Origin of the sequence: Flavobacterium lipolyticum, from assembly GCF_020905335.1 — a bacterium.
In the GTDB taxonomy this organism is placed as follows: domain Bacteria; phylum Bacteroidota; class Bacteroidia; order Flavobacteriales; family Flavobacteriaceae; genus Flavobacterium; species Flavobacterium lipolyticum.
In genome coordinates this window covers 3193882-3220795 of record NZ_JAJJMN010000001.1, presented here as the reverse complement: position 1 = coordinate 3220795, position 26914 = coordinate 3193882, and the positions used below count along the sequence as shown (strand labels likewise).

The window sequence follows — 26914 nt, the reverse complement described above, 5'->3', positions numbered from 1 at the left end:
AGTAATGAAATGCCTGTATGATTTTCTCAAACCATGACACTATTCTCTCAATAGCTGGCAGTCAAATGCCACTACCCACTGAGCATAATTAATTTTAGTAAATAGAAACACTTTCTTTTTGAGCCGAAAAAAAATCTACGCCTTTAAAAAAGGAGCGTATCAAATACTGCAAAAAAAGCATGGCTGCTTAAATACAGCCATGCTTAAGATATAAAATGAAACTCGCGATTAAATTTTATATTAAACTGTTGTGGGATTAATTCAAAAAAACATAGAAACATAGTTTTTCTGATCTCAAATAAGGCGTTTCACTTGACATAAAACGTCCCGATAAATCGGGATGAAGGAAATGTATTTCTTTCAGATATTCTTTCCTGTATGTAAAAATGGATGTCGCTATGTGTTAAGTATTTTTCACGTTGATTCCGCAGATCTTGCAGATTTCTTGTTCGTTCTTTGTTGTAGTTATTATTCAACACAACAAATTAGATCAATACCTCATCCAAATCATTAGCGGTTTCTACTGCTAGCTGATTCTGGAAAATTATAAAGCTTAATTTCTTAGAAACTCCTATAATACTCTGGGTTTTGTACAAATCCTCAATAGAAAATCTCGTATCAAAGGCCTTGTTGATTCTGTTGATTAGAACGGTAGCTTTTAAACTGTTTCCTCCTAATTCAAAGAAATTATCGGTAATGCCTATTTTCTCCAGTTTTAGAATGTCCTGCCATATCGCTGCCAGTTTCTCCTCTATTTCATTGGTCGGTGCGATGTATTCCTGTTGGATAACATCCTCTGTACTTACCGGAGGCAAGGCTTTTTTATCGATCTTACCGTTGGGTGTTAGTGGAAATTTATCCAAGAACACATAAAAACTCGGCAACATATATTCCGGCAGTTCTCTCGAAAGTGACTGACGAAGCTGTTGTTTATCAATAGTTGCGGTGCTTACCAAGTAACTTACAATCACCGGATCGCCATTTACAGTTGCCGTGAGGACCACACACTGATCGATCTCTTCCTGAGACTGCAATACCTGCTCGATTTCTCCGAGTTCAATACGATGTCCTCTGATCTTCACCTGACTGTCTTTTCGACCAATGTAAGCGATGGTGCCATCAGGTAACCATTTGCCCAAATCGCCTGTTTTATAGAGTTTGCTGTCTTCTTTGAAAGGGTTCTCTATAAACTTCTCTGTGGTGAGTTCCGGTTGGTACAAATACCCTCTGGACAAACCGTCACCTGAGATACAGATTTCTCCAATTACCCCCACAGGCTGTAATGCCAGCTCTTCTGAGAGTACATAAAACTGGGTGTTGTCTAAGGCTTTTCCAATAGGTACCGAGCTTTCGTAAGTGCCTTCTACTCGGTAATAACTACTGTAGGTGGTGTCTTCCGAAGGTCCGTAAAGGTTTCTAATAGCAATGCCTGAATTGGTAAAACAGTTGGCAATACTTACCGGAAAGGCTTCTCCGGCAAGGTTGATTCCAACGGCATTCTCAAAGGTGGTTCCTTTTTCGATCAGAGTATGGATCACCGATGGAACCGTATTGATCAGTACATTTTTGTCGCTGTGAATATAATCTCCTATCGATAATCCATTGGCCAGTAAACGGATTTGTTTTCCAATGCTTAACGGATAGAAAAATTCGTAAACAGACAAGTCAAAACAATGTGAAGTTACGGCGTATAAGGTATCAAAATCGGTATCGCTAAATTCTCTTTGCGACCAGCATAACATGGCTACCGCATTCTGATGGGTGATCATAACTCCTTTTGGTTTTCCTGTGGAACCAGAGGTGTAAATGATATAGGCCAACTGCTGTGCACTAAAAGTGATCTGCGGCAATGATTTTGATATGGATTCTGCTTGTTTAAAACTTGCGATAAAGCTATCGTCTATGGTTATTTTGCATTTACTGTCTTGTTCGATGTACTCAATTCTTTGTGCCGGATAGTTCGGATCGATTGGAACGTAAGCACATCCTGATTTTAAAACAGCCAATAAGGCAATAGGGAGCCACTCGCTACGGCCGAGTTTTACACCTACTAAATCTTCTACGGCTAAGTTGTAATTGCTTAACAGGTAGTGTGAGAGTTCGTTAGAAATCTCATCGAGTTCTTTGTAGGTGAAGCTTTTTCTATCGGTCACCAGAGCAAACTGTTCCGGAGTTTTCTTCGCCTGACTGACAAATAAATCAACTATAGTGTGATCCTTAGGATACTCTACTGCTGTGTCGTTAAAATCCTGCAGCAATTGTGTGGTCTCGGCTTGGCTCAAATAGTTGAGTGTGGCTACTTTTTGCTCCGGATTTTGGAGGGCTTTGGTTAAAAAAGTATCTAAATGATTGGCTAAACGGGCTACAAATTCCGGCTGATAAATGTCGGTATTGTATTCGATGTGTAAACTCAACTGTTCTTCTTTTTCTGAGAAGATGAAGCTTAAATCAAATTGACTGACTTTTCTTGGATTGGCTTTATAAGGTTTTAAGGTTAAACTTTCTATTTGTTCTGCATTTGAAGCAAATAAATCCTGCTGATTTTGTAAAACTACCAGCACATCAAAGAGTGCTGAGCGGCTTGTATCACGTCCTAAACCTAGTTGTTCTACCAGATTGTCCAGCGGATATTCCTGATGGGAATAGGCATCGAGCAGGGTTTCTTTTTGTATTTGCAGCAGGGTTTCAAAATCTGCTGTTTCTTCAAAACGGGTTCGAATGGCCAGGGTGTTGAGATAAAGTCCTATTTGATTTTCCAGATCACTGTGTTCTCTTCCCGCAATTGGTGTCCCTAGAATAAGATCTCTGGTGTTGGTGTATCTTGAGAGTAATCCGTTGATTCCTGCCATCAGGGTCATAAAGAGGCTGCTGTTGTGCTGCTCTGAGAATGTTTTCAGCTTAACACTTGCTTCTTTGCTGAAATTGTGGGTGATGGAATCTCCGGCATAGGTCTTCATTTTTGGCCTCATTTTGTCTGTCGGTAACTCCAGTACCGGAAGATTACCGCCAAAGATCTCCAGCCAATAGGCTTCTGATTTCTTTTGTTTGGTGATTTGTTCTTCACTTCGCATCCAGGTGGCATAGTCTTTATATTGTATGCTGAGCTCTGGAAGACTGATGCTTTTATTTTGAGTTAAATGATCGTAAATCGTGATAAGTTCCTGGCTTAAAATTCCCATCGACCAGCCATCACTAATAATATGATGCATATTGAAAAGTAACAGATGTTTGTTTTCTGATAATTTTACAAGCTGTGCGTTTACCAAAGGTGCCTGTGCCAAATCAAATGGATGCTGAGCGTACTGCTCTGCTCTTTTTTCTACTGCCAGCTGCTGGTTTTCAACTGTAGTGAAATCGGCATAATCAATTTTAAAGTCTATGTCTGAAGGATCAATGATGAATTGACGCACTTCTCCTTCTTCATTTCGTTTGAAAGAAGTTCTTAAAATTTCATGTCGGTTAATAACGGTTTTAAAAGCCTGGTTTAGGTATGCTACATTTAAATTTCCTTCGAGTTCAAACGAACCGGGAATGTTGTAGGCCTGATTCCCACCTTCAAACTGACTCAGTATCCATAGTCGGTGCTGAGAAGAGGTCAAAACATAATTGGATTGTTCTTCGGTTTTAGGGATAGCAGTGTAAGCTGCAGTTTCAAGTTTACTAATAATTCCTGAGATGGTTGGGTTCAAAAAGACGTCTTTCACACTGATCTGATAGCCTAATTGTCGGTTGATTTTGTTGGCTACCAAAATTACTTTCAGACTGTGTCCGCCCAATTCAAAGAAGTTGTCTGTAGTTCCAATGGTTTTTATGCCCAGTATTTCTTCCCAGATTGCAACTAATTGTTTCTCTAGGGTTGTCACCGGAGCGGTATATTCCTGCTGAATCTTATCGTTTACATCCACTCTAGGCAATGCTTTCAGATCCACTTTACCGTGGGAGGTTAATGCTATGGCGTCTAATTGTACATAATACCCCGGAAGCATATAATCCGGTAAATATTGACTCAATTGCACACGAAGTTCTTGTTTGTCAAGTTCTTTTTCTCCCACCACATAGGCTACTATTGCGGGTTCTGTCTCTATGTCTTGTACGGTTACCACACACTGACTGATACTGTCTTGTGACAATAGTGCGTGTTCGATTTCACCGAGTTCTATTCGGTGGCCTCTTACTTTTACCTGCTGGTCTTTTCTACCGGTAAGTTCGATGCTGCCATCCGGTAGCCATCGGCCCAGATCGCCTGTCTTGTAGAGTCTGGCTCCTGCAATAAAAGGATGAGCGATGAATTTCTCTTCGGTAAGTTCAGGGTTGTTCAGGTATCCTCTGGACAGGCTGCTTCCGGAGATGCAGAGTTCTCCAAATACACCAATGGGCTGTAGCGCCAGGTTATCGGATAAGATATAGATCTGACTGTCTTTTAAAGGTTTGCCAATTGAAATGAGGTTTCTTTGCAGATCGCTTTGTTCTACTCTTCCCATCACAGCGCTAATGGTAGCTTCTGTTGGGCCGTACTTGTTGTAGAAGTCGGCTATTTTGACCATTTTTTCAGCCAGATTTTTTGGGCATACTTCTCCTGCCGCAACAATTCTTTTTAGGGTCTTGCAAGTGGAAAGCTGCTCTAAATGTGACAAATAACCCGGTGTGGCATGCAGGTGGGTTACACTGTGTTCGTTTAATAAGTTTATAAAGTCGGTCGGATCAATGATACGCTCTTTTGGAGCACCAATCAGGGTGGCTCCGCTAAGCAAAGCCAAAAAGATCTGTTCCATCGACGCATCAAAAGCGTTGTTGGAGAATTGTACGATACGATCGGACGCATCAAACCCGAATTCTTCTTTTTGATTTAGGATGTAGTTTACTAAACTTTTGTGATTGATCATTACTCCTTTGGGCTGTCCTGTAGAGCCTGAGGTATAAATGACATACATAAGGTTCTCCGGAGTCAAAGAAATCACAGGTAATGTGGTTGGATAATTGTCCTGACTCGATATGAAATTCGCCAATAACTTCTCGTCAATAACAACTTTACATGTACTGTCTTGCTCGATATAAGCAATTCTCTGCTCCGGATAACCCGGATCTATAGGAACATAAACACCGCCGGTTTTCAATACGGCCAAAAGTGAGGTGTAAATCCACTCGCTGCGCTCTAATTTTACAGCGATCAGGTCCTCTGTTTTTATGTCATAATGATTCAATAAATAATGCGCCAGCTGATTGGAAATCGCGTCGAGTTCTCTGTAAGTCAACGATCTGTTTTCGAAAACTACTGCAACGGCATCAGGGTTTTTCCCGACTTGCTGCTCAAACATTTCAACGGCTGTAGCTTCTACTGTTGCTGCTGTTTTTGAAGTACTAAAATCTTCCAAAAGGATCGTTTTCTCTGAGCTTGAAATGTAATCCAGACTGGACAGTGATTGCGCAGGGTTTTCAACAAGAGCTTCTAAAACTTTAAGGTATGCTTTCAGGACACGTTTCATTGTGGCATACTTAAAGATCCCTGCATTGTAATCCCATTCTACCGAAATTCTTCTGTCCGGTTTATTATCTGTTAAAGAATCGATTTGTTCGTATACGGTATTGACAACAACACTAATATCAAATCGTGATGTTTTATTGTGCCCGTTCAAAATTTCGATGTCCGCATCCAGCAAAGACATACTTTGTACCGGAACGTTCACAAAACTAAACATGTATTGAAATAACGGATGCAGATTTAAACTCCTTTCCGGATTTATTCTTTCTACTACTTTTCCAAAAGGGGTATCATCATAAGAATAAGCATCCAGGCAAGTTTCTTTCACCTCGTTAAGTACCTCTGCTAAGGAATTTTCATTGCTAAACGTAGTACGTAATGCAATCGTATTTACAATCATACCTAAAACTTCCTGGAATTCTTTATAACGTCTGTTGGCAACAGCTGTCCCTACAGAAATATCGGTTTGATTGCTAAATTTATGCAGTACTATTTTAAAGGCTGCGAGCATTGTGATAAATAATGATACGTCTTGTTTTTCGGAAAACTGACGCAGTTTTTCGGAAAAATCCAATGAGAATACATGTTCTATCGTACCGCCTTTTTTCACAGTAGTTTCCTCTCTTTCAAAATCTAAAGGCAACAACAATCCGTTAGAAAAACCTTCAAATTTGTTTTCCCAATAATCCAATTTTTCACTGATAACACTTTCGTTCAGACTATTTCTTTCCCAATAAGCATAATCTTTAAAAGTAACTTCAGGCTTCTCCGCCTCAAAATCAGGGTCTCTTTTTAATTCATTATAAATATCAACGAAATCTCTAAACAAGATTCCCTGCGTCCATCCGTCTAAAATTAAGTGATGCTCACAAAATACAAGGACACTTTCCTGATCGGAGAACTTTAATAGTTCTATTCTAAAAAGCGGTCCTTCTTCAATTTCAAAAGCACGGCTCTCTATTCTTTCCAGACTATCGGCAATTACTTTCTCTTTATTTTCCTTATTTTTTATTCCGGTATAATCGATAACCGGAATGGTATATTCAAATGGAGGCAGTATTTTTTGATAAGGCTTCCCTTCCTGATTCACAAAAACAGTTCTTAAAATCTCATGTTTTTTGATCAGTTTTGCAAACGTTTCTTCGAGTGCGGCAACCTCAACAAAACCTTTTAATTTCATGGCTCTTGATACGTGATAAGAAGTATCGGCAGTATTCAGCTGATTTAAAAACCATAATCTTTCTTGTGAAAAAGACAACGGGTACAACTCCTGCTCAGGAGCTTTAATATTTTGAACTTCTTTTTTGTTTAAAGTAGGAACCAGTTCACTGATTTCTTTGATGGTAGGAGATTTGTAAAAATCCCTTAACGACAATTCAATTCCTTTTTGATCACGTAAACTACTAATAAACTGATTGGCCAATAAAGAGTGGCCTCCCAATTCGAAAAAACTCACGTTTACATCAACCTGATCCAGACGTAATAATTCCTGCCAAATTGAGGCGATCTCTTTTTCTTCGGGTGTTACCGGCAATTGAACAGCTTCTGCAATATTTACGGTTTTAGGTTCCGGTAAACTCTTAATATCAATTTTTCCGTTAGGAATTAAAGGAATAGCATCTAAGATTACAAAATGCGTCGGAATCATAAATTCCGGCAAATGAGCTTTTAAATCAATTACTAAAGAAGATATATTGATAAAAGACTCGTTTGCTACTAAATAGGCAATCAAAATAGGCATTCCTCCAACTTCGTTAATACACACATAACTGTCTACCACGTATGCATTTACTTTTTGTATGGCCTGTTCTATTTCTCCTACTTCAATACGATATCCTTTGTAACTAAGCTGACTGTCTTTTCTGCCATAAAAAATTAAATTATTGTCTATGCTCCACTTTCCTAAATCTCCGGTTTTGTAGATACGCTCTCCATTTATGTTGATAAAGGCATTAGCTGTCAATTCTTTTTTATTGAGATAAGAAACGGCCAAACCTAAACCGGAAAGTCCAATTTCTCCAATGGCACCTTTTGGTAATATTTTTGTTCCGTCTAACAGGTATACTCCTCTATTGGTAATTGGTTTCCCGATAGGAAATGAAGTGTCTGTTTCATTCACTTTATAATAGGTCGCACATACTGTACTTTCTGTAGGACCATAGGTATTGTAGATATCATAACTCGCTGTAAGCTGATCTACCTGGTGTGGTTTTAACGTATCGCCTCCGCTAATAATGGTTTTAAAATTAAAATTGTAATTTTTATGGTTGTCATTAAGGTATTGAAGCACAAATGGATTCGTACTCAACAAAGTAATTCCAAAACGCTCGCAGTCTCTCAATAATTCATTAAAATCTTTTGTATCAGTAGCAATCACTAAATTCCCTCCTACCGATAAAATCGGGAAAATTTCTTCTACAGAAGTATCAAAAGCAGTAGAAGCCTGCTGTAATACAATATCTTCTTCAGTAAGATTAAAGTAAGTACCGAATGTAAGCACATAATCGTATAAAGAAGCGTGATTGATAACAACACCTTTAGCGTCTCCTGTTGAACCGGAAGTATAAATAATATAAGCCTCATCTTCAGGTTTCAAAGCAACAGGAATATAGTTTTCCGCTATTTTATGCTCTTCCAGAATACGATCTATATTGTATTCTCTCTCTTCTGAAATAGAATTGGAAAATGAATCTGTTAAGATAAAACCTAAGCCGGCATCTTTTATAATATAGTGTTTTCTTTCCTCCGGATAGGCATTATCAATAGGTACATAAACAGCTCCCGTTTTTAAGGCTGCCAAAATTCCAATAATACTTTTTTCAGATCTCGAAAGCATCACCCCTACCTTATCTCCTTTTTTAACGCCGCTGGATTGTAAATAGGAAGCTATGCTATTAGCACGTGCATTAAGGGTTTCATAAGTTAAAAAATTAGTTTGACAAGAAACCGCTGTTTTTGAACTATAGCCCGCTACAGCAGCATTCCAAAGATTTAAAAAAGTCTGTTCCGGCCTTTTTACAACTGGTCCTTTTGAAATCACTTGTATTTCTTCTAACTGTTCTTTACTCGAAATTTCAATCTCGGCTATAGCAATATGATTGGTATCCTGTAATTCTGTCAATACTTTTCTGAAAGAAGCAATGAGCTGATTGGCTTCAAATTTTGACACATATTTTTCATTGATATCAAATCTAAAACTAAGATCTCCCTTGATCCCTTCAAAAACGTGAATAGAAATAGGATCTTCTTCACTGTCGTTAGACAATGGGTGTATACTCGCTTTATGACCCGAAAATTCAGATTCGTATTGCATGCGCTCGTACGACAATCGTACATCATAAAGCTTTGAAGTTTCCTGTGGCAGATTTCGCAGGATGTCGGCCTGCTGAAAACGCTGATGTCTGTAGCACATAAAAAGCGTGCTTTTAATCTCTTTGATAAAATCACTTACGGTTGCTGTTGTTTCCAAAGAAAGTTTTAATGGCAACATGCTAAGAAATGGCCCAAATGTATTTTTTTCTGCAGCATTTTTTCGGTTTAAAATAGGCATCCCTAAATTAATTTCTTCTCTGTTGTAATATTTAGACAATACGATAGAGAAACACCCGATTAACAAATGAAAAATGCTTAATCTTTCTGCTTTTACGAATGCCCATAAAGCTTCATTTTCTGCTTCGGTAAGTGCCATTTCAATATTACTGTGACTTGCCGATTTATTAGTACCGGTATAAATCAAAGAAGGTAAATTTTCATAACGGCCTAACCAAAATTTTCTGTCATTCGAAAAATCATCTGAAGCTCTGTAAGCATTGTCTAATGCTATAAAAGACTCGTACGACATTTTGTTTTTCTCGATACATAACTCATCATATACAACAGCGGTACCTAATTGTTCATAGATTCTTTTCACTTTATTGAACAACAACTGAAACGAAAATCCATCTGCTATAATGTGATGAAGTTTCGAATACCAGATATACGTTTCAGGAGCTGTTTGAATCAGCCACATTTTATAAAGCTGTTTATCTTTTTCTATATCAAAAGGCACTATAAAATCTTTCTCTATCCTTTGAATCGCTTTGGATTCATCTGACTCTTCTATGCAGGTTAATGCCAAATCACTGTTTGTTTCCTGAAGTGTATATGCAGGAAAACCACTCTTTTCTTCAAAAACAAAAGAAAAAATATCGTTCTCTTTAATCAGAATATTGAATGCTGTTTTAAAACGCTCCACATCAACACTTCCGTTAATAAATGCATAACCACCAATATTGTATTTTGGTGATTCATTGTCAAGTATCTGATCAAGCCAGATATATTTCTGAACATTTGTGACATTATTTTTCATAAGTCTGCTTTTTATAATTTGAATAAATACCGAAAACGTAAGGTTATCGTACCATTTTGATTTGTAGTATGGATAAAAACAACCACCCCCTATATTTCACTACAGAGGGAAATTGATAGTATAATAAGATTTATAGGGTATTTTTCCTTTAAGAACAAGGAAATGAGGAGTCTGAAAACTACGCCTTAGCAAAGACGTTTTCTGCTGGATTGGATAGATACGACAATGGTATTATGGCCGAGATATTCTGGCGTAATGAACTTAATCGTACACTGATTCTGTGCTGATTGTCGACTCTGAAAACTTCGCATTCCAAACCTGATAGTTCACCATGCTCGATTTTAAGTTTATCGCCTATTTTTGGCAGTGCCGATTCGACTTGAACATCGGTGATGTCTTTCCCCTGGGTGAAGAGTCTGATATAAGCGATTTCTTCTTCGGAAACTTTGCCATATTCTTTGCCGAAAGACAAGTACGAACAGCCGCTCTCTACATTTAATGCATCATGAAAGTCTTTATTGGATTTGATGTTTACAAAAACATAACTCGGAAATAATGGAATTTCAATTTTCTTGGTTCGGTCACTCCATTTTCTAATACTGGTGGCCATAGGTAAAAAAGCTTCTAATTTTTTCTCCATTAACTCTTTGTAAACTTTACTTTCATGTCTGTACTTTACGTAAAGAACATGCCAACCTTTTTTTCGATCCATATTATTTGGTTTTTTCGTCACCGGACATAGCTGCGCTATTACCAGTCACATGGTTATTTTTTTTAGATACGTTTTTTGGTTTAATAGCTTTACCTTTTTTTACTCGAAAGTAATTTTGGTAATCGTGTTTTTGTTGGAACTCTCAAGGTAATTTTTGATTCCTTTCGAGTGTGTTGTAAAAATCTGAAAGCTGCTAATACAACTACTTATTTTTACTGAAGTAAATTTACAATACAGGTTTTCAAATTCTACTACACCAAAGTGTAGTTCAATTGGTTAGCCTTAAATACTACCTTATTGGGTAGTTTATCGTTTACAGACGAAAGCTCAAAATCTTCCGGTGTAACCAAATGTTTGTTCTCGTTATAGAAAGTAATAAGACCATTGTAGGACATCGATACAGGAATGGTTTCTGATCCCAGGTATTCAATTGATTTGCCCACAATTTTTGCTTTGATTCCCATTAGGGTTAGCACGCGAAGTAATTTGGCATCGATTTCAGCAAAAGCCATATTGTCTTCGTGTTTGCAAACCGGTGCAATGGCACAAACCAATAGTTTTTTTAGAAGGTTAACATCACGAACACCTTTTTTGATGGCAAAACGTCCAATGTGCCAGATTTCATTGATGGCATCTCCTTCTGCACATAAGAAAGGGTTGATACCAAACATTTTTTGAATGGGAAGCGGGGTAATGAAGTCCCATTTTAGAACTCTGATCGTACCGGTAAAGTCTCCCAGTTCGTTTTTGAATGCGAATATTTTGGAGTTTTCAAGGAAGTTCATTTCTTCTTTGTAAACGGCATCAATATCTTTTTGATAGTGGCTTGGAAAAACTTCATTAGAGTGGTGATTGAAGTTTTCTGTGACTACAAATTTTGACATACGGAAGATGTCATTTTGATTCATTTCTGTGTGGTGGTTTTTGGCGAGTTTCATAGTATTTGTTTTCTCCAAAACTATCACCACAATTTACGCTTCCTATTACACAAAATACTAGTTCACAGTATTTTAATCAAAAACCCCCCTTAAGTGTAGTTTTTGATAACGAATTTAAGAAGAAAAAAAGCGGCCAAAAAACCAAATATCATTTTTATTGAAATGAAGTTAAATTCGTATAGAAATAAAATTATTTTAACATCATATCTCCAATTTTTCCTATATTCACAACCTGTTAAAAAACTATTAAAATATGGTAATTGAAAACGACTTTTTTTCCTCAAACAACACCGTTCAAAAGATCTCTGAAGATGAAAAAGGCAGACTGGGAGATTATTTAGAACTGGTCAAAGCATTTGCCAGAACAACTTACAGCAGTATTTATATTATTGATTACGAAAAAAAGGGGTTTGAGTATGTGTCCGAAAATCCATTATTCTTGTGTGATCACACCCCGGCTGAGGTTCAGGAACTCGGATATGCCTTTTATTTTAAGTATGTAGTCAAAGAAGATCTCGATTTATTACTAAAGATCAATACCATAGGTTTTGACTTTTATCAAAACATTCCTGTAGAAGAACGCCTGAATCATACCATTTCCTATGACTTCCGCTTAAAAAATCCCAATGGAAAAACTTTTTTGGTGAATCAAAAACTGACTCCTGTTTTCCTGACCAATGACGGTAAAATCTGGAAATCGATTTGTATTATCTCGCTTTCTTCTGAATTGCAGTCGGGGAATATTAAAATTTATAAAAAAGGGGAAAATAAGATCTTCAGCTATGACCTTGAGGGAGGCTTTTGGAAGGTGCTGAAAAAGATAGAACTGACCAGCCGTGAGAAGGAGGTTTTGCAATATTCTATCAGGGGATTTACCATTGCCAACATGGCTGAAAGTATGTTTGTATCGGCTGATACCATTAAGTTTCACAAGAGAAAGTTGTTCACCAAACTGGGGGTGGGAAATATTGCTGAGGCCATCGCTTATGCCACCAGTAATAAACTGATTTAATATTCTTTTATTCCTTATAAAAACTATGTTTCTATGCGTTGAGTGTTTTTCACGCAGATTGCTTCGCCAGTTCGCTATCCCTCGGATTAGCAGATTTTTTTACTGTGCCGATTGTTTAAACCCATAGAAACATAGCTTTTCTACCTGAAATTAAGACGTTTCACTTTTAATAAAGCACAAAGCATTATAATAGAAGAATGTGTTTCTATAAGACACGCTTTACTCTTTACTCTTTACTCTTTACTCTTCACTCTTCACTCTTCACTCTTCACTCTTCACTCTTCACTCTTCACTCTTCACTCTTCACTCTTCACTCTTTACTCTTTTCACATCTCTTAAAACCTATGTCTCTATGTGTTTATACGGCCTCTATCAGAAAACGGTGTAAACGGTATGCTGGCACTGACCTATTTTGCCGAGCAATTTGAAGCTGCCTTTATCAATCAGCCTAACACGGGCATCGTACTTAAAGCTGCGACCGGAGCCAATCTCACCAAAGGCAAATAGTGACACCACTGCTGCACCGCTATGGATGGTTCGTTTTGACAGCACAGGAGCAAATGATCTTAAAAGATGTGCCAGTAGTATTGGTGACTCCAACCACACTGACCGTTGCCGATCATGGAAAAGATATGGCCGATATGATCACAGAAGGAATAACCAGCTGGATGCAAACCAATAATCCGCAAACCAATGCAGGAACATTTGCTTTCATGTTAACAGCTTATTCCGTAACCGATAGTTATGTGCCGATATTACAAATTCCATTATCATTATCACTTACCGCGGTTACGACAAACTAAATCATTAACTAATACAAGCTTAATAAAAAAGCAGGATGCTCAGAACATCCTGCTTTAAAATTTCAACATCAATTTATAACTATCTCTTATAATAAGCAACAATACTTGCTTTTGCCAAAGTCTGATTCCATAAATTAAACCCTACGATAGCCGGATTGGTATTTTCATCAAGTCCTAATTTATCCGTTTTAAGAGCATAAACAGTAATGATATATTGATGAAATCCATGTCCTTCCGGCGGACAAGGGCCTCCAAATCCTTTTATTCCATAATCTGTAATGCTTTGAACAGCACCTTTTATCGAAAATTTATCTTTAGCACCCGCATTAGTTACCAGTTCGTTTACATCTGAAGGAATATCAAATACAATCCAATGCCAAAATCCACTTCCCGTTGGTGCATCAGGATCATACATCGTCACAGCGAAACTTTTTGTTCCGGCTGGCGCATTTTTCCAAAACAGTTGAGGTGATTGATTCTCACCAGTACAGCCGAACCCTTTAAACTCTTGTGTTTTAGTCAGCTCACCTCCCAAATCTTTACTGGTTAGTGTAAAAGTCTTCTGTCCGAAAATTGTTGTGGTAAAAATTAAGGACATTATCAAAATTGCATTTACTTTTTTCATTCTTCTATGGTTTAAGATTTTAAACAAATTTAACCCTGAAAATAAAAAGTAAATGGAGACAAAGGCTCAAAAACTATAGCCAAAAGCTCACTTTTTCTGTGCCTGCTTTGGTGTCACTCCATATTTTGACTTATAAGCCTGAGTAAAACTTGATAAACTTTCGTAACCTGCTTCAAAATAAACTTCTGAAGGACTTCTTTGCTCCTGATGAAGTAAATAATGAGCAAACTCAAGCCTTTTATGCTGAAACCATTTAATGGGTGATTCCGAATAATGTTTTTCAAATTCCCTTTTAAAGGTCGAAACACTCATATTACACAAAAAAGATAATTCTTTTAATGACAATTTACTAAGATGACTGCTTTCAATAATCTGAAAAAATTTTTGCGAAGAATCATCACTGTTTACTGTTAAAGAATATAAAAACTCTGTACCATACATTCCCACCAAATAAAGCATTAACTCTTCAAACTTAACCTCCAGCAACTTACTTTTAATCTCAATCGAAAGTTTTGAAATATCAACCAAACTATCTACAAACCGCTTAAGAAACACATCATATTCAAAAGCACGGACAGACTTACATTCTTCAACTTCCCCCTTTCTCCATTCCATTTTTCTAATAAATCGCAGCAGAATCTCATTCGAAAAAAATAAAACGACACTTCTATAGTTAGACAAATCCGAAAGCTTCTCCGTCATTAAACAATGTCCCGATTTCATAATAAGAAACTTTGAAGCATCGATCGATACAGCCGAATTATCAAAAACAACTTCCTTTGTCCCTTCTATTAAAAAACTAAATACATTCTGATTCAGAATAATCTGCTGTTTAGAAATCCTTTTCGAACTAGTATAATCATAGACGTGGATCAATTTTGATTGATCAAAATTTAACTCGTCAGGAAGTGTTAGTACATTCATAATAACAAAAAAAGCATTGAATTTTAATCGTACAGTTAACTAATTCAGCATGATTCGCTGATAGGAAACTTGAATTCTTACGGCAATTACAAACAAGCTGTAAATATAAACTTTTTCTACACTTTCATTCCTTTAATGATTTGAGAGTTTTTTAATAAATTCTCAATCCATCTTATGACCAATTTATCCTTGAGCCCAATCAAAAATAAATTCGTATTTTTAATCAGAAACGAATGTTCAAAATCACTAATTCCAAAATTATGCGTTATAGTATTGCCATTCTTGTCTTTTTACTGCTGATTTCTTGCAAAAACGAATCTAAAACCGATTCATTATCCAACTACTTTACCTACAATAAAGAGTCAGAAGTAGAATCAGCTGGCGTCAGGATGATACCTATAAAAACCCCAGTTGGAGAATTTAAAGTTTGGACAAAACGTTTTGGAAACAATCCAAAAATAAAAATACTGTTACTTCATGGAGGCCCCGCAATGACTCACGAGTACATGGAATGCTTTGAGACATTCTTTCAACGCGAAGGATTTGAGTTTTATGAATACGATCAGTTAGGGTCTTACTATAGCGATCAACCAAAAGACAGCAGCTTATGGACTACAAAACGTTTTGTAGAAGAAGTAGAACAAGTACGCAAAGCAATCGGTGCCGATCACAACAATTTTTACGTCCTTGGAAACTCATGGGGTGGAATTTTAGCCATGGAATACGCCCTGAAATATCAACAAAACATGAAAGGTTTACTCGTATCCAACATGATGGCCAGTGCACCAGATTACGGAAAATATGCCGATGAAGTACTTTCAAAACAAATGAAACCAGAAGTACTGGCAGAAATCAGAGCCCTTGAAGCCAAAAAAGATTTCAGCAACCCACGATATATGGAATTACTCCTTCCAAATTTTTATCAAAAACACCTATGCAGACTAAAAGAATGGCCAGATGGACTCAATCGTGCCAGCAAGCATATCAATAGTGAAATTTATACCTTAATGCAGGGGCCGAGTGAATTTGGCATCAGTGGTCGTTTAGCCAAATGGGATATTAAAAACCGCTTACATGAAATTACGATCCCAACCTTAATGATTGGCGCAAAATACGATACAATGGACCCAAAAGCTATGGAAGAACAAAGCAAATTAGTTAAAAAAGGACGTTATCTCTATTGCCCAAACGGAAGTCATCTCGCCATGTGGGACGATCAAAAAATCTTCATGAATGGAGTAATTCAGTTTATAAACGATGTCGACACCAAGGTTTTCCAATAACAAACTAAATTCAAATCTAATGCAAATAACAATTATTATGGCGTTCCCCTTTGGGTCGGGCTGTCCGCTAAATCTTTTGCGATAGAAGTTTCAGGGATTTTTTAAATCTACGGTCATCGCAAAAGGATATCGCTCCCATCCCTAACGCTGTCAACGATAAAAAGAATATTTAAAGAAAAAAAGGACTAAAGTTTTTTACCGCAAAGAGCGCGAAGATTTACGCAAAGCACACAAGAAAAAAGGGCTGAAAGCCCGAAAAGCAAAGAGCATGATGCGAGGCACTACGTATGAACCAAAATGAACAGCAACTATCGCCCTGAAAGGGCAAAAGAAAACCAATTCTTACTAGTTTTTAATACAGAAAAATCAATCTTTTCCAGAAAATGATGTTCAAAATCATAGAAATTCCTCTCTTTATGCCAAGGCTTCTGCCCTTTCAGGGCGAAAATGATGTTATTTCTATTTATTTCATGGCGCTGCGCACCATGCTTTCTGCTTTTCGGGCTTTCAGCCCTTATTAATATTTAAGAGTATTATACGAAATATTGCTCTAAAAGAGTAAAAGTCTAATCTCAAAAGGAACAACCTAGCCCTTAACAACTACTACATAAAAATCCGTTGTATCATCTGTGTGCTATTTTTTAACCGCAAAGAACGCGAAGGTTTACCCAAAGCACGCAAGGAAAAGGGCTGAAAGTCCGAAAAGGCGCAAAGCACTATGTACAAACCAAAATAAACAGCAAATATCGCCCTGAAAAGGCAAAAGAAAACCAATTCTTACTAGTTTTTAATACCGAAAAATCGATCTTTTCCAGAAAATGCTGTTCAAAATCATAGAAATTCCTCTCTTTATGTCGAGGCTTCTGCCCTTTCAGGGCGAAAATGATGTTATTTCTATTTATTTCATGGCGCTTTGCACCATGCTCTCTGCTTTTCGGGCTTTCAGCCCTTATTAATCTTTAAAAGTATTATGCCAAATATTGCTCTAAAAGAGCAAAAGCCTAATCTCAAAAGGAACAACCTGGCCCTTAACAATTAATACATAAAAAATCCGTTCTGATCCGCGTTTTCGCCTGGCCAATCCGTATCGTTCGCATACTATTTTTTTAACCGCAAAGAGCGCGAAGGTTTACGCAAAGCACGCAAGGAAAAAGGGCTGAAAGCTCCAAAAGCAAAGAGCATGGTGCAAAGCACTATATATAAACCAAAATAAACAGCAAATATCGCCCTGAAAGGGCAAAAGCAATTTTCATTTCTGCAAATCAAAAAAAATCCGTTTCAATCCGCGTTTTCGCCTGGCGAATCCGTATCATCCGTGTGTTATTTTTTTTAACCGCAAACAGCGCGAAGGTTTACGCAAAGAAAAAAGGGCTGAAGGCCCGAAAAGCAAGAGCATGGCGCAAAGCACCATGAAATAAATAAAAATAATGTCATTTTCGCCCTGAAAGGGCAAAAGCAATTTTCATTTCTGCAAATCAAAAAAAAATCCGTTCCAATCCGCGTTTTCGCCTGGCGAATCCGTATCATCCGCGTACAATTTTTTTTAACCGCAAAGATTTAAAAAACGTTATAAAACAAAAAACCCTATCCGATTTGGATAGGGTTCTTAAAAGAAAGGCGACGACATACTCTCCCACATAACTGCAGTACCATCTGCGCAGGCGGGCTTAACTTCTCTGTTCGGGATGGGAAGAGGTGAGCCCCGCCGCAATAACCACCTTAAGGTCATTAGTAATTAGTTATTAGCCCTTAGTAATTAGTCCTTAGACTCTTTACTAGTCACTCTTCACTAGTCACTTTCCGCGTGCGGACAATATTTTAACATACTGAGATAAAGAAACAAATAAGACTTCACTCAGCTCTGAGCTGGAGTCGAAGAGAGAAAGTTTCCTCCCTCCGATTGCTCGGAGGGAAAAGGGTGTACATAAGCTTACGGATTATTAGTACTACTCGACTATGACATTACTGCCTTTACATCTATAGCCTATCAACGTGGTCATCTTCCACGATCCTTAAAAGAAATCTCATCTTGTGGTGGGTTTCGCGCTTATATGCTTTCAGCGCTTATCCCTTCCAAACGTAGCTACTCTGCGGTGCCCCTGGCGGGACAACAGATACACTAGAGGTTTGTCCAATTCGGTCCTCTCGTACTAGAATCAGATCCACTCAAATTTCTAACGCCCACAGTAGATAGAGACCGAACTGTCTCACGACGTTCTGAACCCAGCTCGCGTGCCACTTTAATGGGCGAACAGCCCAACCCTTGGGACCTTCTCCAGCCCCAGGATGTGACGAGCCGACATCGAGGTGCCAAACCCCCCCGTCGATATGAGCTCTTGGGGGAGATCAGCCTGTTATCCCCGGCGTACCTTTTATCCTTTGAGCGATGGCCCTTCCATGCGGAACCACCGGATCACTATGCTCTACTTTCGTACCTGATCGACCTGTATGTCTCTCAGTCAAGCTCCCTTATGCCATTGCACTCTACGCACGGTTACCAAGCGTACTGAGGGAACCTTTAGAAGCCTCCGTTACTCTTTTGGAGGCGACCACCCCAGTCAAACTACCCACCAAGCACTGTCCTCTTCATCGAAGAGTTAGGCCTCAGATAAACAAAGGGTTGTATTTCAACAATGACTCCACAACGCCTGGCGACGCCACTTCACAGTCTCCAACCTATCCTACACATCATTTATCCAAGGTCAATACTAAGCTATAGTAAAGGTGCACAGGGTCTTTTCGTCCCACTGCGGGTAAACGGCATCTTCACCGTTACTACAATTTCACCGAGCTCATGGCTGAGACAGTGTCCAGATCGTTACACCATTCGTGCAGGTCGGAACTTACCCGACAAGGAATTTCGCTACCTTAGGACCGTTATAGTTACGGCCGCCGTTTACTGGGGCTTCAATTCAATGCTTCTCCGAAGATAACATCTCCTCTTAACCTTCCAGCACCGGGCAGGTGTCAGGCCCTATACTTCATCTTACGATTTTGCAGAGCCCTGTGTTTTTGATAAACAGTCGCCTGGACCTCTTCACTGCGGCCCCGATTACTCGGGGCGACCCTTCTCCCGAAGTTACGGGTCTATTTTGCCTAATTCCTTAGCCATGAATCTCTCGAGCACCTTAGGATTCTCTCCTCAACTACCTGTGTCGGTTTACGGTACTGGTACTAATTACCTGAAGTTTAGAGGTTTTTCTTGGAAGCCCTTAGGCGCACTATCTCTTTGTCCGAAGACTCCGAGTACTATCGTATTTCACCATTCTCTACGGATTTGCCTATAGAGAATATAGCTAGGTACTTCAACGAACTATTCCGTCAGTTCGCGGCGCTTTCATCACTCCGTCACCCCATCACAGTAATTAGTAGTACGGGAATATTAACCCGTTGGCCATCGACTGTCCCTTTCGGGTTCGCCTTAGGACCAGACTAACCCACAGCTGATTAGCATAGCTGTGGAAACCTTAGTTTTTCGGTGTGCGGGTTTCTCGCCCGCATTATCGTTACTTATGCCTACATTTTCTTTTCTAACCAGTCCAGCATACCTTACGATACACCTTCAACCCTGTTAGAATGCTCCCCTACCACTTTGTATTACTACAAAATCCATAGCTTCGGTAATATGCTTATGCCCGATTATTATCCATGCTCGTCCGCTCGACTAGTGAGCTGTTACGCACTCTTTAAATGAATGGCTGCTTCCAAGCCAACATCCTAGCTGTCTGGGCAGACAAACCTCGTTCTTTCAACTTAGCATATATTTGGGGACCTTAGCTGATGGTCTGGGTTCTTTCCCTCTCGGACTTGGACCTTAGCACCCAAGCCCTCACTGTTATCAATCATTATATAGCATTCGGAGTTTGTCAGGAATTGGTAGGCGGTGAAGCCCCCGCATCCAATCAGTAGCTCTACCTCTATATAACTAAAATAACGCTGCACCTAAATGCATTTCGGGGAGTACGAGCTATTTCCGAGTTTGATTGGCCTTTCACCCCTACCCACAGGTCATCCGAAGACTTTTCAACGTCAACCGGTTCGGACCTCCACACTGTGTTACCAGCGCTTCATCCTGCCCATGGGTAGATCACACGGTTTCGCGTCTAACACTACTGACTAAAGCGCCCTATTCAGACTCGCTTTCGCTACGGATCCGTGACTTAATCACTTAACCTTGCCAGCAACGTTAACTCGTAGGCTCATTATGCAAAAGGCACGCCGTCACCCCACTAAAGGGCTCCGACCGCTTGTAAGCGTATGGTTTCAGGATCTATTTCACTCCGTTATTCACGGTTCTTTTCACCTTTCCCTCACGGTACTGGTTCACTATCGGTCTCTCAGGAGTATTTAGCCTTAGCGGATGGTCCCGCCAAATTCAGACAGGGTTTCACGTGCCCCGCCCTACTCAGGATACCACTATCTATTATACTTGTTACCCATACGAGGCTATCACTCTCTATGGCTCGACTTTCCAGTCGATTCTGGTTCCTTGTACATAAAATGTCGTGGTCCTACAACCCCAACAATGCCGTAACATCATTGGTTTGGGCTAATCCGCGTTCGCTCGCCACTACTTACGGAATCACTTTTGTTTTCTTCTCCTCCGCCTACTTAGATGTTTCAGTTCAGCGGGTTTGCCCACCTATCGGTGTACTATGTCTTCAACATAGTGGGTTGCCCCATTCGGATATCTACGGATCAATCGATGTGTGCTCGTCCCCGTAGCTTTTCGCAGCTTATCACGTCCTTCTTCGCCTCTGAGAGCCTAGGCATCCCCCATACGCCCTTATTTTGCTTATTGTACCAATCTTGCTATAAAACAAGACCGTTTTTCTTTGTCTTTTGTTACGAATAACAAAAAACGCTTTCTACTTTCTTATTATTTTCTTATCTCAATATGTCAATGAACTTTGTTTCGCTTTAGGCTTTAAGCAATACGCTTTAAGCTTTTTAGCTTACGGCCTACAGCTTATAGCTTATAGCCCTTAGTGGAGAATAACGGAGTCGAACCGTTGACCTCCTGCGTGCAAGGCAGGCGCTCTAGCCAGCTGAGCTAATCCCCCATTTTTTAGTTGTCAGTTAACAGTTCTCAGTTAACAGTACTTAAAACGGTCACTCAACCTCTAAAATTTCCTTTTAAATTAAACTTACAGTCTTTTTAGTTATTAATTATCAATTGTTAATTATCAATTGTCAATTGTTTTAAAAAGTAGTCCCGGGCAGACTCGAACTGCCGACCCCTACATTATCAGTGTAGTACTCTAACCAGCTGAGCTACGAGACTCTGTTTTTACTTAATTCTTTTCATTTTTTTAAATTAACAGCAAGAGTAATACAATCTCCAATTCAGAGACCCATAAATAATCATCTTTTTTCCTTAACGTGCACTAGGCTAACATTAAGGCTCTAGAAAGGAGGTGTTCCAGCCGCACCTTCCGGTACGGCTACCTTGTTACGACTTAGCCCTAGTTACCAGTTTTACCCTAGGCAGCTCCTTGCGGTCACCGACTTCAGGCACCCCCAGCTTCCATGGCTTGACGGGCGGTGTGTACAAGGCCCGGGAACGTATTCACCGGATCATGGCTGATATCCGATTACTAGCGATTCCAGCTTCACGGAGTCGAGTTGCAGACTCCGATCCGAACTGTGACCGGTTTTATAGATTCGCTCCTGGTCACCCAGTGGCTGCTCTCTGTACCGGCCATTGTAGCACGTGTGTAGCCCAAGGCGTAAGGGCCGTGATGATTTGACGTCATCCCCACCTTCCTCACAGTTTGCACTGGCAGTCTTGTTAGAGTTCCCGACTTCACTCGCTGGCAACTAACAACAGGGGTTGCGCTCGTTATAGGACTTAACCTGACACCTCACGGCACGAGCTGACGACAACCATGCAGCACCTTGTAATTTGTCTTGCGAAAGATCTGTTTCCAAACCGGTCAAACTACATTTAAGCCTTGGTAAGGTTCCTCGCGTATCATCGAATTAAACCACATGCTCCACCGCTTGTGCGGGCCCCCGTCAATTCCTTTGAGTTTCATTCTTGCGAACGTACTCCCCAGGTGGGATACTTATCACTTTCGCTTAGCCACTGAAATTGCTTCCAACAGCTAGTATCCATCGTTTACGGCGTGGACTACCAGGGTATCTAATCCTGTTCGCTACCCACGCTTTCGTCCATCAGCGTCAATCCATTAGTAGTAACCTGCCTTCGCAATTGGTATTCCATGTAATCTCTAAGCATTTCACCGCTACACTACATATTCTAGTTACTTCCTAATAATTCAAGTTTAGCAGTATCAATGGCCGTTCCACCGTTGAGCGATGGGCTTTCACCACTGACTTACTAAACCGCCTACGGACCCTTTAAACCCAATGATTCCGGATAACGCTTGGATCCTCCGTATTACCGCGGCTGCTGGCACGGAGTTAGCCGATCCTTATTCTTACGATACCGTCAAGTCCCGACACGTCGGGGTGTTTCTTCTCGTACAAAAGCAGTTTACAATCCATAGGACCGTCATCCTGCACGCGGCATGGCTGGATCAGGCTTGCGCCCATTGTCCAATATTCCTCACTGCTGCCTCCCGTAGGAGTCTGGTCCGTGTCTCAGTACCAGTGTGGGGGATCTCCCTCTCAGGACCCCTACCCATCGTAGCCTTGGTAAGCCGTTACCTTACCAACTAGCTAATGGGACGCATGCTCATCTTTTACCGTTGTGACTTTAATAGTGATCTCATGCGAGACTGCTATGCTATGAGGTATTAATCCAAATTTCTCTGGGCTATCCCTCTGTAAAAGGTAGATTGCATACGCGTTACGCACCCGTGCGCCGGTCTCTATATCCGAAGACATATACCCCTCGACTTGCATGTGTTAAGCCTGCCGCTAGCGTTCATCCTGAGCCAGGATCAAACTCTTCATCGTATATTTTTATATTATATTGCGATGAATATCTATCGGTTCTTTTCGAATCTTACGATTCTATTACTCTTATTCTTTTGTTCCGATTTTCATCGAAACGGCTGTCAATTCAATATGTCTACGAACGTGTTCTTTTTATTGTTTCGCTTGTCTCTCAAAGCGGGTGCAAAAGTAGAAAACTTATTTCTAATCGGCAAGAGTTTTTTGAAGTTTTTTTTTAGAAAATTTCTTTTCGTTTTCAACTTCCCTCCTTACCAATCTTTCAATGAACTTCCCATGTTTTGCGGGGTGCAAATGTAATACCCGTTTTCGAATCTCGCAAGCTTTTTCGAATCTTTTTTTGAAAATTTCTTTTCGTCTTAACTCCTTTGCTTGTCAGTATTTCGGTGAACGTTTATCGCTGTTGCGGGTGCAAAAGTAGTCACTTTATCCGCTTTCACAAGCTTTTTCTAAACTTATTTTTAATCTTTTTTAAAAATTCTTCTTAACAGTCTGATAACACCTCTTTTACAAATTAAACTATTTTCAGGTTTGAAAGATTTTTCTTCTCTCAAATAAAACTCTTAGATACAAAGCCCCATTTTTACTGGCTTTTTACTAATCTCGCAATGACGCAAAGGCGCGAAGTTTTTGTTTTATGACCGATCTTTCCTTTGAAAATCCATGCCCTAGCCCCGATAGTAGCAGATAAAGGCTTCGACTTCGCTCAGCTGGACAAAATCACTCTTTATATATAGTATAGAATCTCAAATACCAAGCTTCGACTTCGCTCAGCCGGACAGAAACTACTTTTCTTGCATTTTCGCTCAGCTGGACAGAATCACTCTTTATATATAGTATAGAATCTCGAATACCAAGCTTCGACTTCGCTCAGCTGGACAAAAACTACACTATATTATAGTATCGAATTCCGAATCTCAAATACCAAGCTTCTACTTCGCTCAGCTGGACAGAATCACTCCTTATATATAGATAGTAAAAAAACAAACCCTACAGGTTTTAAAACCTGTAGGGTTGTATACTATAGAAGTACAATAAACAAATCTACTATTATATATATGTAGTCATTTAATTTAGGCTATCGATAACTTCTTTTGTAATTTGAATACTTTTAAGCTTAGCCTGACGATCAAATATTGGACTGGTTACCATTAACTCGTCGATCTGTGCATAACTGATAAACTTTTTAAGATCTGCCTCCAGCTGTATTTTATCTCCGGTAAAAGTACAAGCTGTCATTTGATTCACATGGAAGCGTTCTTCTTCACTCATAATATCATCAAGGGAATCGACAGGCGGTTGTAATCCTTTGCGGTCGTTTCGAATTAAATTTAAAAACATCTGATAGAGACTTGTAGACAATCTTTCGGCTTCTTCGTTGGTAGCTGCGGCAACGATATTGACACACGCCATGGTTTTGGGTTTATCCAATGTATCTGATGCCTGAAAATTTTCACGATAGAATTCAAACGCCTGTATCATTTGTCGGGGAGCAAAATGCCCGGCAAACGCATAAGGCAATCCATAAGCAGCAGCAAGGGCAGCACTATCCATACTTGAGCCTAAAATCCAAATAGGAACATTTGTTCCTTCGGCTGGGAATGCTCGTACTTTTGCTGTTGCATTTTCTACCGAGAAGTAATCCTGAAGTTTGGTTACGTTTTGCGGAAACCGCTGTGCCTGCTCAAAGAAATCTTTTCGAATAGCTTCAGCTGTTGGCTGATCTGTACCGGGCGCTCTTCCTAAACCTAAATCGATTCTACCCGGATAAAGTATTTCCAAGGTTCCGAATTGCTCTGCTACTATTAAAGGAGAATGATTGGGCAGCATGATTCCACCGGAACCCACCCGAATATTTTGAGTCTGACTGGCAATGTAACCAATTAACACCACCGTAGCCGAACTGGCAACATGTGCCATATTGTGATGTTCTGCAAGCCAGAATCGCTTGTATCCTAAATTATCTGCTAGTTGCGCTATTTCTTTTGTTTTTTGAAATGTTTCTTTGGCATTGCTATCCTGAGTAATGATAGCGAGCTCTAATAATGAGACTGAAATTGGGTTTTTCATATAAAAAAATGCTAGAATACAAAACTACTTCATTTACATGGATCCCTTTTATTTTCTGTTGTTAATAGATTTATAATATTTCTTTCGTAAAAACGGAACACTAGTGAATACTATCTTCAATAATCTGTTAGCGTAATTGCTTTTAACTACTAGAGACATAGATTCTATATTTATAAAAATTTTTCACTTCATTCAAGAACGTAACAAAAGATTTATATTTCGCTCCTCTGGAGCTTTTTGATACCTGAAATTTACATTTGCTAAAAATATTTTGCTCCGCTGGAGCAATTTCAGAAAAAACCGGAAGCTTTACTTTTTTAAACCTGAATTCATCCCTCCTTTTTTTCTTCAAATTTATCCCACAATACGTAAGTCAAAAGATTTAAAGAGTAAATTTGTATCTCGAAATTAACTCCCCTCCTTAACAATATCCCCAAATGACACATAAAATTTTAATTATAGACGACGAAGAAAAACTAAGAAGTCTTCTGGCACGCATTATTAAATCGGAAGGATTTGAAGTAATTGAAGCCAAAGATTTAAAATCAGGTTTCAAGAAACTCGAACAAACCGATATTGATGTCGTTTTATGTGATGTAAAATTGCCCGACGGAAATGGTGTAGACTTTTTGCAGAACATAAAAACCAGCTTTCCTTTAATTGAAGTAATTTTACTCACCGCTTTCGGGAATATTCCTGATGGTGTTCGGGCCATGAAAAATGGCGCTTTCGATTATATTGTAAAGGGAGACGATAATGATAAAATTATTCCACTACTGTATAAAGCTGTCGAGAAAGTGCATTTGCAAAAAAAGGTAAAACAACTTGAAAAACGCATTGGAGACAAATACTCTTTTAATACTATTATTGGAAAATCAAAAGGAATCGAACAGGTTGTCGATTTAGCCAAAAAAGTAGCTAAAACGGACTCGACTGTTTTACTAACGGGAGAAACCGGCACCGGAAAAGAAGTTTTTGCGCAAGCTATTCACGAAAACAGTAATCGTACAGGTAAATCTTTTGTCGCTTTAAATTGCAGTACTTTCAGCAAAGAAATCCTCGAAAGCGAGCTCTTCGGACATAAACAAGGTGCTTTTACCGGAGCTTTAAAAGATAAAAAAGGTTTTATTGAAGAAGCCAATGGCGGTACTTTATTTCTGGATGAGATTGGGGAAATGCCTATTGAACTGCAGGCCAAATTATTGCGTGTTTTAGAAACCAGCGAGTACATTCCGCTTGGAGATACCACTCCAAAGAAATCAAATTTCAGGCTAATAGCCGCAACAAACAGAGATTTAAAAATAGAAAGCGAAGAACATCGTTTTCGTTCGGATTTGTATTTCCGTCTCAACATTTTTGAGATTACGCTGCCACCATTACGTGAAAGAATAAAAGACATTTCACTTTTGACGCACTCTTTTGTCAAACAATTCTCTGAAAAAACGAATAAAAAGACACTGCATGTAACGGACGATTTTATTCAAAAGCTCGAGCATTATTCCTGGCCGGGAAATATTCGTGAACTTAAGAACATTATCGAAAGGTCGGTTATTCTAAGCAGTGACGATACGCTGACCTCAGATGTTTTACCATACGAAATGCAACATCAATCAGAAAAAAACACCAAACAAATGTCGGCCTTTTCGATGCAGAGTGTTGAAAAACTGCACATTCAGAAGGTTTTAAACTACACGAAAGGAAATAAGGCCGAAACTGCCCGTTTACTCGAAATTGGTATTGCAACTTTGTACCGAAAATTAGACGAGTACGGGATTCAGTAGTAATGTGACAATGTGACA

11 protein-coding genes, 2 tRNA genes and 3 rRNA genes are annotated in these 26914 nt (G+C 39.2%); 5 read left to right on the top strand and 11 right to left on the bottom strand.

What is annotated here, in order from left to right; translation table 11 throughout:
- Positions 1-485 precede the first annotated feature (485 nt).
- From LNQ34_RS13920 to LNQ34_RS13910, 3 genes are all read right to left on the bottom strand, one after another.
- Positions 486-9827, bottom strand: coding sequence for a non-ribosomal peptide synthetase (locus LNQ34_RS13920; protein WP_230000167.1), 9342 nt, complete (start codon positions 9825-9827; stop codon positions 486-488).
- A 178-nt stretch (positions 9828-10005) separates the two neighbouring features.
- A complete protein-coding gene (locus tag LNQ34_RS13915) occupies positions 10006-10539 on the bottom strand; it encodes a UpxY family transcription antiterminator (protein ID WP_230000166.1) in 534 nt (177 codons plus the stop codon).
- Positions 10540-10790: 251 nt separating this feature from the next.
- The gene (locus LNQ34_RS13910) at positions 10791-11477 is read right to left on the bottom strand and encodes a hypothetical protein (protein WP_230000165.1); all 687 of its coding nucleotides are present in this window, start codon (positions 11475-11477) and stop codon (positions 10791-10793) included.
- Between the two features lie 253 nt (positions 11478-11730).
- Here LNQ34_RS13910 and LNQ34_RS13905 point away from each other — a divergent pair, with 253 nt between their 5' ends.
- The 3 genes from LNQ34_RS13905 to LNQ34_RS13895 all read left to right on the top strand — a co-directional run bounded on the left by LNQ34_RS13905 (position 11731) and on the right by LNQ34_RS13895 (position 13292).
- A complete protein-coding gene (locus LNQ34_RS13905; RefSeq protein ID WP_202704511.1) occupies positions 11731-12489 on the top strand; it encodes a response regulator transcription factor in 759 nt (252 codons plus the stop codon).
- A 354-nt stretch (positions 12490-12843) separates the two neighbouring features.
- Positions 12844-12996 carry a hypothetical protein gene (locus LNQ34_RS13900; RefSeq protein WP_230000164.1) on the top strand — a complete coding sequence of 51 codons (153 nt, stop codon included), beginning with the start codon at positions 12844-12846 and terminating at the stop codon, positions 12994-12996.
- Positions 12996-13292, top strand: a complete 297-nt coding sequence (locus tag LNQ34_RS13895; RefSeq protein WP_230000163.1) for a hypothetical protein — start codon at positions 12996-12998, stop codon at positions 13290-13292. Before LNQ34_RS13900 ends, LNQ34_RS13895 begins: the two co-directional genes overlap by 1 nt.
- 79 nt (positions 13293-13371) lie before the next feature.
- On the opposite strand, the gene LNQ34_RS13890 is transcribed toward LNQ34_RS13895, so the two are convergent.
- Positions 13372-13917, bottom strand: a complete 546-nt coding sequence (locus LNQ34_RS13890) for a YbhB/YbcL family Raf kinase inhibitor-like protein (RefSeq protein ID WP_230000162.1) — start codon at positions 13915-13917, stop codon at positions 13372-13374.
- 87 nt (positions 13918-14004) lie between these two features.
- Positions 14005-14841: a helix-turn-helix domain-containing protein gene (locus LNQ34_RS13885; protein WP_230000161.1), complete on the bottom strand. Its 837-nt coding sequence runs from the start codon at positions 14839-14841 to the stop codon at positions 14005-14007.
- A 260-nt stretch (positions 14842-15101) separates the two neighbouring features.
- On the opposite strand from LNQ34_RS13885, the gene LNQ34_RS13880 reads away from it, so the two are divergent.
- Positions 15102-16124 (top strand): proline-specific peptidase family protein, encoded by a 1023-nt coding sequence (locus LNQ34_RS13880; protein WP_230000592.1) that lies wholly within the window; start codon positions 15102-15104, stop codon positions 16122-16124.
- 1612 nt (positions 16125-17736) lie between these two features.
- On the opposite strand, the gene rrf is transcribed toward LNQ34_RS13880, so the two are convergent.
- The 6 genes from rrf to LNQ34_RS13850 all read right to left on the bottom strand — a co-directional run bounded on the left by rrf (position 17737) and on the right by LNQ34_RS13850 (position 25115).
- Positions 17737-17846, bottom strand: a 5S ribosomal RNA gene (gene rrf / locus LNQ34_RS13875).
- A 198-nt stretch (positions 17847-18044) separates the two neighbouring features.
- Positions 18045-20925: ribosomal RNA gene (locus tag LNQ34_RS13870) — 23S ribosomal RNA — on the bottom strand.
- A gap of 188 nt (positions 20926-21113) precedes the next feature.
- Positions 21114-21187 (bottom strand) — tRNA-Ala (locus LNQ34_RS13865).
- A 147-nt stretch (positions 21188-21334) separates the two neighbouring features.
- A tRNA-Ile gene (locus LNQ34_RS13860) sits at positions 21335-21408 on the bottom strand.
- 126 nt (positions 21409-21534) lie between these two features.
- A 16S ribosomal RNA gene (locus LNQ34_RS13855) occupies positions 21535-23048 on the bottom strand.
- The 16S, 23S and 5S rRNA genes sit together here with 2 tRNA genes alongside, the layout of an rRNA operon.
- A 1065-nt stretch (positions 23049-24113) precedes the next feature.
- Positions 24114-25115 (bottom strand): LLM class flavin-dependent oxidoreductase, encoded by a 1002-nt coding sequence (locus tag LNQ34_RS13850; protein WP_230000160.1) that lies wholly within the window; start codon positions 25113-25115, stop codon positions 24114-24116.
- A 437-nt stretch (positions 25116-25552) separates the two neighbouring features.
- On the opposite strand from LNQ34_RS13850, the gene LNQ34_RS13845 reads away from it, so the two are divergent.
- Complete coding sequence (locus LNQ34_RS13845) at positions 25553-26896, top strand: sigma-54-dependent transcriptional regulator (protein WP_230000159.1); 1344 nt, start codon at positions 25553-25555, stop codon at positions 26894-26896.
- Positions 26897-26914: the final 18 nt, after the last annotated feature.